Annotated in this window: 12 protein-coding genes and 2 tRNA genes; 6 read left to right on the top strand and 8 right to left on the bottom strand. The window is 62.4% G+C overall.

What is annotated here, in order from left to right; genetic code table 11:
• Positions 1-37 precede the first annotated feature (37 nt).
• Together G9U53_RS02515 and G9U53_RS02510 are read right to left on the bottom strand one after the other, a co-directional pair.
• Positions 38-1,189, bottom strand: a complete 1,152-nt coding sequence (locus G9U53_RS02515) for a cystathionine gamma-lyase (RefSeq protein ID WP_003942728.1) — start codon at positions 1,187-1,189, stop codon at positions 38-40.
• Positions 1,186-2,184 carry an NAD(P)H-dependent glycerol-3-phosphate dehydrogenase gene (locus G9U53_RS02510; protein ID WP_030535420.1) on the bottom strand — a complete coding sequence of 333 codons (999 nt, stop codon included), beginning with the start codon at positions 2,182-2,184 and terminating at the stop codon, positions 1,186-1,188. Before G9U53_RS02510 ends, G9U53_RS02515 begins: the two co-directional genes overlap by 4 nt.
• A 126-nt stretch (positions 2,185-2,310) precedes the next feature.
• Between G9U53_RS02510 and cofC the strand changes: the two genes are divergently transcribed.
• The 3 genes from cofC to G9U53_RS02495 are packed head-to-tail and all read left to right on the top strand — an operon-like array spanning position 2,311 to position 6,299.
• Entirely contained in the window at positions 2,311-3,060 is a 750-nt protein-coding gene (cofC, locus tag G9U53_RS02505) for a 2-phospho-L-lactate guanylyltransferase (protein WP_080552786.1), read from the top strand.
• Positions 3,061-3,111: 51 nt separating this feature from the next.
• Positions 3,112-5,355: an RNA degradosome polyphosphate kinase gene (locus G9U53_RS02500; protein WP_003942685.1), complete on the top strand. Its 2,244-nt coding sequence runs from the start codon at positions 3,112-3,114 to the stop codon at positions 5,353-5,355.
• A gap of 17 nt (positions 5,356-5,372) precedes the next feature.
• Positions 5,373-6,299 (top strand): NUDIX hydrolase, encoded by a 927-nt coding sequence (locus G9U53_RS02495; protein ID WP_007729338.1) that lies wholly within the window; start codon positions 5,373-5,375, stop codon positions 6,297-6,299.
• A gap of 167 nt (positions 6,300-6,466) precedes the next feature.
• Here the strand turns inward: G9U53_RS02495 and G9U53_RS02490 are convergent, their stop codons facing one another.
• The 3 genes from G9U53_RS02490 to leuC form a co-directional block, all read right to left on the bottom strand.
• Positions 6,467-7,153: an HU family DNA-binding protein gene (locus G9U53_RS02490; protein WP_047271271.1), complete on the bottom strand. Its 687-nt coding sequence runs from the start codon at positions 7,151-7,153 to the stop codon at positions 6,467-6,469.
• Between the two features lie 157 nt (positions 7,154-7,310).
• Positions 7,311-7,919: a 3-isopropylmalate dehydratase small subunit gene (leuD, locus tag G9U53_RS02485; RefSeq protein ID WP_003944724.1), complete on the bottom strand. Its 609-nt coding sequence runs from the start codon at positions 7,917-7,919 to the stop codon at positions 7,311-7,313.
• Between the two features lie 28 nt (positions 7,920-7,947).
• Positions 7,948-9,369: a 3-isopropylmalate dehydratase large subunit gene (gene leuC, locus G9U53_RS02480; protein WP_003944727.1), complete on the bottom strand. Its 1,422-nt coding sequence runs from the start codon at positions 9,367-9,369 to the stop codon at positions 7,948-7,950.
• A gap of 158 nt (positions 9,370-9,527) precedes the next feature.
• Between leuC and G9U53_RS02475 the strand changes: the two genes are divergently transcribed.
• The 3 genes from G9U53_RS02475 (at position 9,528) to G9U53_RS02465 (ending at position 11,069) form a co-directional block, all read left to right on the top strand.
• On the top strand, positions 9,528-10,229 hold the full coding sequence (locus G9U53_RS02475) for an IclR family transcriptional regulator (RefSeq protein WP_007729342.1): 702 nt from the start codon (positions 9,528-9,530) through the stop codon (positions 10,227-10,229).
• Between the two features lie 55 nt (positions 10,230-10,284).
• Positions 10,285-10,788, top strand: a complete 504-nt coding sequence (locus G9U53_RS02470) for a PPOX class F420-dependent oxidoreductase (RefSeq protein ID WP_003944740.1) — start codon at positions 10,285-10,287, stop codon at positions 10,786-10,788.
• A gap of 83 nt (positions 10,789-10,871) precedes the next feature.
• Positions 10,872-11,069 (top strand): DUF5302 domain-containing protein, encoded by a 198-nt coding sequence (locus G9U53_RS02465; protein ID WP_007729345.1) that lies wholly within the window; start codon positions 10,872-10,874, stop codon positions 11,067-11,069.
• Positions 11,070-11,208: 139 nt separating this feature from the next.
• Here the strand turns inward: G9U53_RS02465 and G9U53_RS02460 are convergent.
• The 3 genes from G9U53_RS02460 to gltX form a co-directional block, all read right to left on the bottom strand.
• A tRNA-Glu gene (locus G9U53_RS02460) sits at positions 11,209-11,281 on the bottom strand.
• Between the two features lie 96 nt (positions 11,282-11,377).
• Positions 11,378-11,449, bottom strand: a tRNA-Gln gene (locus tag G9U53_RS02455).
• Between the two features lie 156 nt (positions 11,450-11,605).
• On the bottom strand, positions 11,606-13,081 hold the full coding sequence (gltX, locus tag G9U53_RS02450) for a glutamate--tRNA ligase (RefSeq protein ID WP_165638290.1): 1,476 nt from the start codon (positions 13,079-13,081) through the stop codon (positions 11,606-11,608).
• Between the last annotated feature and the right edge of the window lie 22 nt (positions 13,082-13,103).

Below are 13,103 nucleotides of genomic sequence, written 5' to 3'. Positions count from 1 at the left end.
GCGATCGGGCCGGACCGATTTCGTCGACCCGGCCCGTTTACGCGTCGAGTGCGCGCTCGATGTCGGCCAGGAGATCGGCGGTGTCCTCGATGCCACAAGCGATTCGGACAAACCCCGCACTGACCGGATCGCCCCAGCGCGCACGGCGATCCGCCGTCGTGTGGATCCCGCCGAAGCTGGTAGCAGCCGTGACGAGAGCGCTCGCTTCGACGAACGAGTGGAATGCCTGAGCCGAATCCAACTCGACGCTCACCAATCCACCGAATCGATTCATCTGACCGGATGCCGTTGCATAGGACGGGTCACCGCGAAGGCCGGGGTAACGAACGGACCGGACTGCTTTGTGATTTACCAACATCTCGGCAAGCGCCAGCGCGTTGTCGCACTGACGCCCGAATCGCAGGCCTGCCGTGCCGAGGCTCCGGTGCGCAAGCCACGTCTCGAAGGGGCCGAGCACCGTTCCCGAGAGAAGTCGCTCACGCTCGATTCGCCGACTCACTGCCGCATCGGAGGTGGCGACGTAACCCATCAGGAGGTCACTGTGCCCGCTGAGAGCCTTGGTACCGCTGGCCACCACGACGTCGGCACCCAATTCGAGCGGGCGCTGACCCAGCGGTGTCGCGGTCGTGTTGTCGACGATCAGCAGCGCACCCGAACGGTGGCACACGTCGGCGAGCACGCGAAGGTCGACCACGTCCAGCACCGGGTTGGACGGCGTCTCGGCGACGACGACCACGCGGCCCGGTGACGCGTCGAGCAGATCTACGAAGCTCGCGTCGCCCATCTGCAGAGTCGAAACCTCGCGAACGGTGATTCCCAACGGCGCGAGGCGCTCGTTCGCGTACAACCGCACTTGGTAGTACCCGTCCGAGGGCACGACGACGGTATCCCCCGCGACGAGGACGCTGCGCAAGGTAGCGGTGATCGCGGACATCCCCGATCCCATGACGAGGGCGTGGTCCGCTCTCTCGAGCGCCGCGAGCGCGGATTCGAGTCCGCGCCAACCCGGGTTCGACGCACGTGCATAGGTATCGGACTCGGAACCTTCGTCCGCCGAAAGTTGGTACGGCGCAGCGAATATCGGGCCCAGTTGCATGGGCTGACCCGCGGCGTGTTCGCGCGCGACGGCGCTCACGCTGCGCGTCGAATCCCCGTAATCCTCGAAGCGACCCACACCGATTTCACTCATTCCGGCTTCGTCCGGCGTCCGAGCAACTGACCGATCGCATCGCTGACGGCCATGCCTTCGTGGCACACCCGGTGGACCGCGTCGGTCAACGGCATCTCCACGTCGTATCCGGCAGCGAGTGCGCGTACCGACGTGCACGACTTCACGCCCTCGGCGACCTGACCGTTGGTTGCCTTCTGTGCCGACTCCATCGACCCTCCTCGTCCGAGCCGCTCTCCGAACGTCCGGTTTCGCGACAACTCGGACGTGCATGTCGCTACCAGGTCACCGACACCCGCCAAGCCTGCAAGAGTCGACGCCTTGGCGCCGAGCGCAACGCCGAGACGAATCGTCTCGGCGAGCCCACGGGTGATGATGCTGGCAACCGTGTTGTCGCCGAATCCACTGCCGGCGGCCATGCCGCAGGCCAGCGCGATCACGTTCTTACACGCACCACCGATCTCGCATCCGATGACGTCGGAGTTGGTGTACGGCCTGAAATAGCCGGTAGCACAAGCATCCTGGAGAGCGAGGGCACGCGAGGAATCCGAACAGGCGATCACCGTCGCCGCGGGCTGCCCGCCGGCGATCTCGTGTGCAAGGTTCGGGCCCGAGAGCACCGCGACGCGCCCCGGTTCCACGCCGGTCACCGACACGATGACCTGGCTCATGCGCATGAGCGTCCCGGTCTCGATTCCCTTGGCCAGACTCAGCAGAGTCGCATCGGGTCCGATCGAGCCTTTCCACTGCTCCAGGTTTGCTCGTAGCGACTGCGAGGGAACCGCCAGCACGATGAAGTCAGCACCTGCCATCGCCTCCTCGTGGTGGTGGGTCGCGCGAATCGACGAAGGCAAAGCAATGCCTGGCAGATAGTCGCTGTTCTCGTGCGTGGTGTCGATGCGCTTCGCGACCTCTTCACGCCTGGCCCACATCGTCACGTCGGTTCCGGCCTCGGCCATCACCTTCGCCAACGCCGTTCCCCACGAACCTGCGCCCAATACAGCTGCCTTACTCACACGCTCACCCCGTCTACCCGGCGAAGCGGGTCGCCGCCAGAAAAATCGTCTGCACAGAGTATCGCCTGTGGTGCACTGCGGTGGGCAGCCGCGGACACCGAGCGTGATGACTGGCAAGATCGAGGGATGGACAGCGCGGAACCCCCGTACCCACACGCCGTGGAGACACCGCATGCGCGCACGGAGATCGAACGCCCCATGCATGCGATAGTGGCCGTCAAGTCCTTGAGATCGGCCAAGTCCCGCCTCGCGGGCGAACTCGACTCGGACGCGCGTGCAGACCTCGTGTTGGCCATGCTTCACGACACCCTCGCCACAGTTGCAGCCGTCTCGGCCATCGACAGCGTCACAGTGGTCACCCCAGACCCCACCGTTGCCGCCCTTGCATATTCCGTCGGCGTGACGGTCTACGCCGATCCAGCTCCCGACGGCGCCCGAACCAACGGCGCAACACCGCGCACGGAGGAAACCCTCAACGCGGCGTTGAGTGCAGCGGCCGCCGATATCCGAGCCAAGCGCGGAGTGGTCGACCTCGTTGTGCTGCAAGCCGACTTGCCCGCCATGCAACCGAGCGAACTGACGGAGGCCGTGGCCGCGGCCCGAAGCGGCGGACGTTCAGTCGTCGTCGATCACCACGGCACCGGCACTTCCGCATTGTTTGCGTGCGGCGAAAGCGCGCTCGACCCTCGGTTCGGGCCGGAATCCGCACTTGGACATGCCAATTCAGGTGCTCGTCCACTCAACGGCCAATGGCCGGGACTGCGCACCGACGTCGACACCCATGCCGATCTCGGCACTGTGCGAGCACTGGGAGTAGGCCCCGCGACATCGGCTTCGTTGACCAGACTCAAGGCCACGCCGTCGAACAGTCGATGAATTTTCTTTCATCGATTGTCGGACCGCGCGATTGTGGGGGATGATCGACGAGTGAGCAATGGCGAAGCACTCGAAAACCGTATTTCCGAAGACCAGTCGGACGGAGACCACAGCTCCGGCCGGCACGAGAACGGCGCGGCCACCTCGCCGCGATCTCAGGCCGTCGCGGTCGCCACCAACATCCCGGGCGCTCCCCCTGCAGCTACCAAGGCAGAGCTACCCGAATTGCTCGTCGGACTTCCCGAGGATCGTTACCTCAACCGCGAACTCAGCTGGCTCGATTTCAATGCCCGTGTTCTCGCATTGGCTGCCGACGAGTCACTGCCGTTGCTCGAACGCGCAAAGTTCCTCGCCATCTTCGCTTCCAATCTCGACGAATTTTTCATGGTCCGGGTCGCCGGACTCAAGCGCCGCGACGAGACGGGACTGTCGGTCAGGTCCGCCGACGGCCTCTCCCCACGCGAACAATTGGCGCTCATCGCGCGTCGCACCCAGGAACTCGCTGACAAGCACGCACACGTGTTTCTCGACTCGGTCCGCCCTGCCCTGGCGGCAGAAGGCATTTCAATTGTTCGATGGGCCGACCTCAGTGCCGACGATCACGGCCGGCTCTCGGCGCATTTCCACGAGCAGGTCTTCCCGGTACTGACGCCGTTGGCAGTCGATCACGCCCACCCGTTCCCCTACATCAGCGGACTGAGCCTCAACCTCGCCGTGACAGTGAAGGACTCCGTCACCCGCGGCGAACACTTCGCTCGCGTCAAGGTTCCCGACAACGTCGGCCGGTTCGTGCGAGTCAAGAGCACGACATCTTCGTCCACCATCGATTCTTTCCTCCCGATGGAAGAACTGATTTCGGCTCATCTGGACGTGCTGTTCCCCGGAATGGAAATCGTCGAACATCACGCTTTCCGAATCACACGCAACGCCGATTTCGAGGTCGAAGAAGATCGGGACGAGGATCTGCTGCAGGCACTCGAACGTGAATTGGCGCGTCGTCGTTTCGGTTCACCCGTTCGCCTCGAAGTTGCCGACGACATGACCGAGCACATGCTCGAACTGCTTCTGCGTGAACTCGACGTCGATCCGGCCGACGTGATCGAGGTTTCCGGTCTCCTCGACTTGTCCTGCCTCTGGCAGGTTTACGCCGTCGACCGCCCCGCTCTCAAAGACGCTCCGTTCGTCCCGGCGACGCATCCGGCGTTCGGTGAACGCGAGACTCCGAAGAGCGTGTTCTCGACCCTGCGCGAAGGCGACGTGCTCGTCCACCACCCATACGACTCGTTTTCCACAAGCGTTCAACGCTTCATCGAACAGGCCGCCGCCGACCCCCAGGTGCTCGCGATCAAGCAGACCCTGTACCGCACTTCCGGCGACTCCCCCATCGTCAATGCACTGATCGACGCCGCCGAAGCGGGCAAGCAGGTTGTCGCGCTGGTGGAGATCAAGGCCCGCTTCGACGAGCAGGCCAACATCAAGTGGGCACGCAAACTCGAGCAGGCCGGCGTTCACGTCGTCTACGGTCTCGTCGGTCTCAAGACTCACTGCAAGACGTGCCTCGTCGTCAGGCGAGAGGGCTCGACCATTCGTCGTTACTGCCACATCGGCACGGGCAACTACAATCCGAAGACCGCGCGCATGTACGAGGACGTCGGATTGCTCACTGCAGCACCGGAGATCGGTGCAGACCTCACCGACCTCTTCAACTCGCTGACCGGATACTCCCGAAAGACGAGCTACCGCAACCTTCTCGTAGCGCCGTATGGGGTTCGCCGCGGGATCATCGAGCGGATCGACAACGAGATCGCGCACAAGCTCGCAGGCCGCGATGCCGGTATCCGCTTGAAGGCCAACGCATTGGTCGACGAGCAGGTCATCGACGCGTTGTACCGCGCGTCCAAGGCCGGTATCCCCGTCGAGATCGTGGTTCGCGGAATCTGCGCGCTCAAGCCGGGCGTTCCCGGCCTCAGCGAAAACATCGAAGTACGTTCCATTCTCGGACGCTTCCTCGAACACTCGCGAATGTTCCATTTCCGCTCGGCCGACGAATTCTGGATCGGCAGCGCAGACATGATGCACCGCAACCTCGATCGCCGCGTCGAGGTCATGGTGCAGGTCAAGGACCCGAAACTGTCGAAGCAACTCGGTGACATCTTCGACTCCGCGCTCGATCCCCGAACTCGCTGCTGGGTACTGCATCCGGACGGGAGTTGGGTCGCTGCCCCCGAACGCGGTGAGGACGTACGTGAGCATCAACAGTCGTTGATGCGCAGCCGCACCGCCAGCGGGTCTTGACGGGCTCGGATCACACAATGAGCGACAAGCCGGTCAAAGCCAACATCTTTGCCGCAGGCGCGGTTCTGTGGCGGAAGGCTCCTCAGGATCCTTCCGCCATCGAGATCGCCGTCGTACATCGACCGAAGTACGACGACTGGTCATTCCCCAAAGGAAAGCTCGATCCCGGCGAGACCTTCTTGACCGCAGCAGTTCGCGAGGTCCGCGAAGAGACCTCGATCACCGGACGTTTCGGAAGGCACCTCGGTGGCGTGACGTACCCGATCCCGGGACATCGCAAACTCAAACGGGTCGAATACTGGTCGGCCGAAGCAGTGGACGGAGATTTCGGGCCGAATAGCGAAGTGGATGTTCTCTATTGGCTTCCGGTCACCGAGGTCGCCGATCATCTTTCCTACCCGATGGATCGAATGATTCTTCGCCGCTTCGTTTCCCTTCGGCCTGACACGAAAACGGTATTACTCGTCCGCCACGCAAAAGCTGGAAGCCGTAAGCGATACAAGGGCGACGACAACGTGCGTCCACTCGACGCCAAGGGCAAAGAGCAATCCGCCGCCTTGGTCGAACAGCTGAAAATCTTCGGAGCCGATTCGGTTTTCGCGGCTGACCGTACGCGCTGCATCGACACTGTGATGCCATTGGCGGAGGCATTGGGTGTAGAGATTTCGACGGAACCTCTTCTGACCGAAGAAGGTTACGAGGCCGATCCCGACGCCGCCAGGGCGCGTGCGCTGCAGATCGCCGCACTGGAGGGCACTCCCGTAATCTGCAGCCAAGGAGGCGTCATCCCCGATTTGATGCGCTGGTGGGCTGATACGGCCGGTGTAACACTGCCCTCGGCGCGCAACCGTAAGGCGAGCACTTGGGTGCTCTCGTTCCTCGACGGCCGTCTGGTAGCCGCGGATCACCTCGACAGCCCGCTCCCCAAAGTCGCCAACTCCTGAGGGATTTGGACCAACCGACACTCAGCTCGATTCGGTAGTTTTGCAAAGCACTGAAACACAGGAGAATTCACACTTCTCCCAGACAGCAAAAAAGAGGTGCAGCCGCGGATCTGATCCGCGGCTGCACCTCTTTGTCTTACGGCATCGGGTTTTTCACCCGAACGCGACTACTTTGCGCGCTTGGCCGGAGCCTTCTTGGCCGGAGCCTTCTTGGCTGCGGTCTTGGCGGGAGCCTTCTTGGCCGGAGCCTTCTTGGCCGGAGCCTTGGCTGCGGTCTTGGCCGGAGCCTTCTTGGCGGGAGCCTTGGTGGCAACCGTCTTCTTGGCTGCGGTCTTGGCCGGAGCCTTCTTGGCGGGAGCCTTGGTGGCAACCGTCTTCTTGGCTGCGGTCTTGGCCGGAGCCTTCTTGGCGGGAGCCTTCGCGGCAACCGTCTTCTTGGCTGCGGTCTTGGCCGGAGCCTTCTTGGCCGGAGCCTTCTTGGCTGCGGTCTTCTTGGCAGCAGCCTTCTTGGCTGCAGCCTTGGTGGCCGGTGCTGCTACGCCACGCTTGACTGCCGGGCCGGTGGCCGGAAGCTTCTGTCCACCAGCGATAACAGCCTTGAACTGCGCACCCGGACGGAAAGCCGGAACCGACGTCGGCTTGACCTTGACGGTCTCGCCCGTACGCGGGTTGCGTGCAACACGTGCTGCACGACGACGCTGCTCGAAGACTCCGAAGCCGGTGATGGTCACGCTCTCGCCACGGTGGACGGCGCGGACGATGGTGTCCACGACGTGCTCCACTGCGTCGGTCGCTGTGCGCCTGTCCGAACCCAGCTTTTCAGTCAGAACATCGATGAGCTCTGCCTTGTTCATTGAAATTCCTCCGCTAATTGTGGTCCACCGTCGGACCGACTGAGAACCACGGTAAACCTGATAACGGCAAGAGTCTATGTGCCACGCCAATTCTCATTCAACGTGACTGCGAAATGGTGACCTATTTCTCTTCCCGCGCGGAGTTGCGGATTTCGGTTCAGCCCTGCGAAATTCGGGCTGGAAGGGTAGTCGGTTTCCATGAAGGCCTTGACTTTTCGAACTCGGAAATCGCGTCTACCTGCCGCAATGTCAGTCCGATGTCGTCGAGACCCTCCAGCAGACGCCACCGTGTGTAGTCGTCAATATTGAACGGCACCACCGTAGTTCCGGCGCTGACGGTCCGATTCTCGAGATCTACTGTCAATTCCAGTCCGGGCTGCTCTTCGAGCAACTTCCAGAGCAATTCGACGTCGCTCTGCTCGACCTGTGCCGCTACGAGACCGGCTTTTCCGGCGTTTCCGCGGAAGATGTCGGCGAACCGGGAAGCAATGACGACCCGAAATCCGAAGTCGGAGAGAGCCCACACGGCATGCTCACGCGAAGAGCCCGTGCCGAAATCGGGACCGGCCACGAGGACGCTTCCCTTGTCGTACGGAGCCAGATTCAGAATGAAGTTGGGGTCGGTACGCCAGCCTGCAAACAGCCCGTCCTCGAATCCGGTGCGCGTCACCCGTTTCAGGTACACGGCAGGGATGATCTGGTCGGTATCGACATTCGAGCGTCGCAGCGGGACGCCGATACCCTTGTGCGTGGTAAAGGATTCCATCGAAATTCTCCTCGAGATGGTAAGTGGGTCAGACCAGATCGGCCGGTGCCGAGAGCGTTCCGCGGACCGCCGTGGCAGCCGCGACGAGCGGGGAAACCAGATGAGTCCGGCCGCCTTTACCCTGTCGGCCTTCGAAATTCCGGTTGGACGTCGATGCCGAACGCTCGCCGGGAGCAAGCTGGTCAGGGTTCATTCCCAAGCACATCGAGCAACCGGCCTGGCGCCATTCAGCCCCTGCCGCTGTGAAGATTTCACCGAGACCTTCGCTTTCGGCTTGAGCCCGCACCCGCATCGAGCCGGGAACGATGAGCATCCGAACGCCCTCTGCCACATGGCGACCCTCGAGCACCTCCGCCACTGCGCGCAGGTCTTCGATGCGTCCGTTGGTGCACGAACCGACGAACACGGTGTCGACAGAAACATCCCGAAGCGGCATACCGGCGTCGAGACCCATGTAGGTGAGCGCCTTCTCGGCTGCCTGACGCTCGCTCTCGTCGACGATCAGTTCGGGATCAGGCACACGGTCGCCGAGCGGCGCACCCTGTCCCGGATTGGTTCCCCACGTGACGAAAGGCGTCAATGCGCTTGCGTCGATGTGAACCTCGTTGTCGAATTCCGCGCCCTCGTCGGTCTTGAGCAACTCCCACGCGGCGACGGCTTCGTCCCACTCTGCGCCGGACGGTGCATGCGGACGGCCCTTGATGAACTCGTAAGTGGTCTCGTCCGGTGCGATCATGCCCGCGCGGGCTCCGGCCTCGATCGACATGTTGCAGATGGTCATACGAGCTTCCATCGACAGTTTGCGAATGGCCTCGCCGCGGTACTCCAGTACGTAGCCCTGGCCGCCGCCGGTGCCGATCTTGGCGATGACTGCGAGGATCAAGTCCTTGCTCGTGACGCCGGGAGGCAGCTCGCCGTCGACCGTGATCGCCATGGTCTTGAAGGGGCGCAACGACAATGTCTGCGTTGCCATCACATGCTCGACCTCGCTGGTGCCGATTCCCATTGCGAGCGCACCGAATGCGCCGTGCGTCGACGTATGACTGTCGCCGCACACCACGGTGGTTCCGGGCTGCGTCAGGCCGAGCTGCGGTCCGACCACATGCACGATGCCTTGGTCGAGATCGCCCATGCGGTGCAAGCGAACTCCGAACTCCTCGCAATTTCGGCGCAAGGTGTCGACCTGAGTCTTGGACACAGGATCTGCGATCGGCTTGTCGATGTCGATCGTCGGAACGTTGTGGTCCTCGGTGGCGATCGTCAGGTCGGGACGGCGCAACTGGCGTCCCGCCAGGCGAAGTCCGTCGAATGCCTGGGGGCTCGTCACTTCGTGAACGAGGTGGAGATCGATGTAGATGAGGTCGGGATCCTGCCCCTCCCCTTTCACGACAACGTGGTCGTCCCACACCTTCTCGGCGAGAGTGCGTGCTTTCTGTGCCATGTCTTCCACCTCTGTACGTAGCCTCGCGTCGGCGGACTACGGGCTGGCCCGCCGCGCGTGAAGTAGGTCCCCAGCCTTCACAGCAGATGCAGACTGTCCCGAGGAAATGCGCTATCCCTCCAGGAAATGCGGTAGCATCCCACTATGCGAGAAACTGGTATCGACCTATGAGACAGCATAGCGGCATCGGCGTCCTGGACAAAGCAATGGGCGTGCTTCATGCAGTAGCTGAGGAACCGTGCAGCCTCACCGAACTCTGTGCACGAACCGGTTTGCCGCGCGCGACCGCCCATAGACTCGCCGTCGGTCTCGAAGTCCATCGACTCCTCACTCGCGACTCGGACGGTCAGTGGTGCCCAGGGCCCGGACTCGCCGAACTCGCTGCCACCGCTAATGATCCACTCATTGCTGCGGCCGGACTCATCCTCCCCCGCCTTCGCGAAATCACCGGCGAAAGCGTCCAGCTGTACCGTCGCGAAGGCACACAACGCATCTGCGTCGCGTCGATGGAACCACCGACCGGCCTGCGTGACACGGTGCTCGTCGGAGCCCGACTGCCGATGAACGCCGGATCCGGCGCCAAGGTCCTTCTCGCATGGGCAGATCCACAAACCCAACGGACCGTCCTCGCCGATGCATCCTTCGGCGAACGAGTGCTGCTCGAGGTTCGCCGGCGCGGCTGGGCACAGAGCGCGGCCGAACGTGAGCCCGGTGTCGCCAGCGTCGCGGCTCCCGTCCGCGACTCGGCAGGCGCTGTCATTGCCGCGATTTCGGTCTCCGGCCCCATCGATCGGATGGGTAGACGACCGGGAGCTCGCTGGGCGGCGGACCTTCTCGCAGCTGCCGAAGCGCTCCACAAGCGTCTGTAATTCGTGACACAGTAAGGCCTTCAGATCCTCGAGCACGTAGGAGTGCGACGCGACCATGGCAGGAAAGCAGCGTAGTCAGATCACGATGACCGAGGCCGAAATCTCGAGCTTCGTCGAAAAGAGCCGTACGGCAACGATGGCGACGTTGAGCGCCGACGGAATGCCTCACCTGATCGCGATGTGGTTCGCGATAGTCGACGGCGAAATCTGGTTCGAGACCAAAGCCAAGTCGCAGAAGGCCGTCAATCTTCGCCGGGACGCCCGAATGTCCGTCCTGATCGAAGACGGTCAGACGTACGACACGCTCCGAGGAGTCTCGATGGAGGGTACCGGGGTCATCGTCGAAGATCCGGAAGCCCTCTTCGCTGTGGGAATCAGCGTCTGGGAGCGATACACGGGCCCGTACACCGACGATCTCCGCCCGGCCGTCGACGCGATGCTCCACAAGCGCGTCGCGGTACGGTTCGTTCCCGATCGAACTCGTTCGTGGGATCACCGCAAGCTCGGGATGCCTGCGATGCCTCTTTCCGGCTCTACCGCACCGCCGCCGCAGCCCTGAGATTCGTGAGCGGAAAAATCACGAGCAATCGAATTCGGGCCGGCGTAGTTTCACCAACAGGCCCAACAACAAGGAGTGAGCATATGAGCGATCTCGACAGCAACACCCCGTCCGAACCCGAATCCCAATCGGAGGAAACCAAACGAAAGTTCCGTGAGGCCCTCGAACGGAAGAATCATCAGAACGCCAAATCGACCGACCATCGCGACGGACAGTCCAAGGTCCACAACACGCATGGCCCGGCCGATCACAAGCGAGAGTTCCGCCGCAAGAGCGGATAACCGGTCGCGGACAACAGAGTGAGATGACGATCACCCCCAGTCGAATTCGACTGGGGGTGATCGTTTTTCGCATCGCCGGAAACATTTCCCGCACATACGAAAAGACCCCCCGACCAATGATCGGAGGGTCTTTCCTTTGTAGCCCCGACGGGATTCGAACCCGCGCTACCGCCTTGAGAGGGCGGCGTCCTAGGCCGCTAGACGACGGGGCCAGGACACGCTTTTAAACGTGGTATTTCAGTCTTGCTGTTGGATGCTCAGCAAGCTTAGCTTGTCTGAGTCCGGCCACAAAATCGACCGGATTTCCGCTGGGGTACCAGGACTCGAACCTAGAATGGCGGTACCAGAAACCGCTGTGTTGCCAATTACACCATACCCCAAGGTCTTGCTCACCAGCCTTGCTCGATCCGCTTCGCTGTTGTGCTCGGCGGCTCGTCTCCGGCCGAAAAGAAGATTACCAGTACCCCTGCCCCAAATACCAAATCGTATGGTCACAGGAGGTTTTTGCTTCATTTTCGGCCGGAAGACCGTCCGATCTAGGCGGTTACCGCTGCCCTACCGGCGCGCAACCGAGCGAGCGAGACCTCACGACCGAGCAATTCCATCGACTCGTACAGCGGAGGGCTGATGTGAGAGCCCGTGATCGCGACCCGAACCGGAGCGAAGGCCTTACGCGGTTTGAGCTCCAGATCCTCGATGAGGGCCTTCTTGAGTGCTTCCTCGATACTGGCCGCCGACCACTCTGAGATGGCATCGAGCGCCGCAAGAGACGCGTCCAGAACCGGACCGGCATCTTCCTTCAAGTTCTTTGCCGCCGCGGCCGGATCGAGAGCAAACGACGCCTCGTCGACGAACAGGAATTTCAGCAGATCCCACGCGTCGGACAGGACGACGATGCGCGTCTGCACGAGGTCCGCCGCAACAGTGAACGTCGCTTCGTCGACGTCGGCGCCGATGTGTCCGTGCTCCACCAGGAACGACTTCAGACGACCGGCGAAGTCGGCCGGCTCGAGCAGACGAATGTGCTCGGCATTGATCGCGTCGGCCTTCTTCTGGTCGAAGCGGGCAGGATTGGAGTTGACCTTGGAGACGTCGAAGGCCGCAACCATCTCGTCGAGCGAGAAGACATCGTGATCGTCGGCGATGCTCCACCCGAGCAGAGCCAGGTAGTTCAGCAATCCCTCGGGAATGAAGCCCCGATCGCGGTGGATGAAGAGGTTGGACTCGGGATCGCGCTTGGAAAGCTTCTTGTTGCCCTGACCCATCACGAAAGGCAAGTGCCCGAACGACGGTGTGAAATCGGCGACACCGATACGAATCAATGCCTCGTACAACGCGAGCTGACGCGGAGTCGAGGACAGCAGATCTTCGCCGCGCAGTACATGGGTGATCTTCATCAACGCGTCGTCGACCGGGTTGACCAAGGTGTACAGCGGAATGCCGTTGCCGCGAGTCAGCGCGAAGTCCGGAACGGTGCCTGCCTTGAACGTGGTCTCGCCCCGCACCAGGTCGTTCCAGGTCAGATCGTGATCGGGCATCCGGAGGCGGACGACGGGCTTGCGCCCCTCGGCGATGTAGGCAGCGCGCTGCTCGTCGCTGAGCTCGCGATCGAAGTTGTCGTATCCGAGCTTCGGATCGCGTCCGGCCGTCTTGTGTCGCGCTTCGACCTCCTCGTTGGTCGAGTAGGACTCGTAGGCCTCGCCCGCGGCCAGCAACTTGGCAACAACGTCGAGATGCAGGTCGCGACGCTCGGACTGGCGATACGGTGCGTGCGGCCCACCGACCTCCGGGCCTTCGTCCCAATTGAGCCCCAACCAGCGGAGGGCGTCGAGGATGGCCTGGTAGGACTCTTCACTGTCGCGCTGCGCATCGGTGTCTTCGATACGGAACACGAATGTGCCGCCGTGGTGTCGTGCGAATGCCCAGTTGAACAAGGCGGTGCGCACCAAACCCACGTGCGGGGTTCCGGTGGGTGACGGACAGAAACGGACGCGTACTTCGCTGTTGGTCATGGCTCACTTGGCTCGGCGATGA

Source organism: Rhodococcus sp. D-46 (assembly GCF_011290655.1).
GTDB classification, from domain to species: domain Bacteria; phylum Actinomycetota; class Actinomycetes; order Mycobacteriales; family Mycobacteriaceae; genus Rhodococcus_F; species Rhodococcus_F qingshengii.
This window is presented reverse-complemented; position numbering and strand designations above follow the sequence as displayed.

Bases quoted from the DNA above. Each gene is read 5' to 3' on its own strand.
- gltX (WP_165638290.1), bottom strand. From the start codon at position 13,081: ATGACCAACAGCGAAGTACGCGTCCGTTTCTGTCCGTCACCCACCGGA.
- G9U53_RS02470 (WP_003944740.1), top strand. From the start codon at position 10,285: ATGGCAGGAAAGCAGCGTAGTCAGATCACGATGACCGAGGCCGAAATC.
- G9U53_RS02490 (WP_047271271.1), bottom strand. From the start codon at position 7,153: ATGAACAAGGCAGAGCTCATCGATGTTCTGACTGAAAAGCTGGGTTCG.
- cofC (WP_080552786.1), top strand. From the start codon at position 2,311: ATGGACAGCGCGGAACCCCCGTACCCACACGCCGTGGAGACACCGCAT.
- G9U53_RS02475 (WP_007729342.1), top strand. From the start codon at position 9,528: ATGAGACAGCATAGCGGCATCGGCGTCCTGGACAAAGCAATGGGCGTG.
- G9U53_RS02495 (WP_007729338.1), top strand. From the start codon at position 5,373: ATGAGCGACAAGCCGGTCAAAGCCAACATCTTTGCCGCAGGCGCGGTT.
- G9U53_RS02515 (WP_003942728.1), bottom strand. From the start codon at position 1,189: ATGAGTGAAATCGGTGTGGGTCGCTTCGAGGATTACGGGGATTCGACG.
- leuD (WP_003944724.1), bottom strand. From the start codon at position 7,919: ATGGAATCCTTTACCACGCACAAGGGTATCGGCGTCCCGCTGCGACGC.
- G9U53_RS02465 (WP_007729345.1), top strand. From the start codon at position 10,872: ATGAGCGATCTCGACAGCAACACCCCGTCCGAACCCGAATCCCAATCG.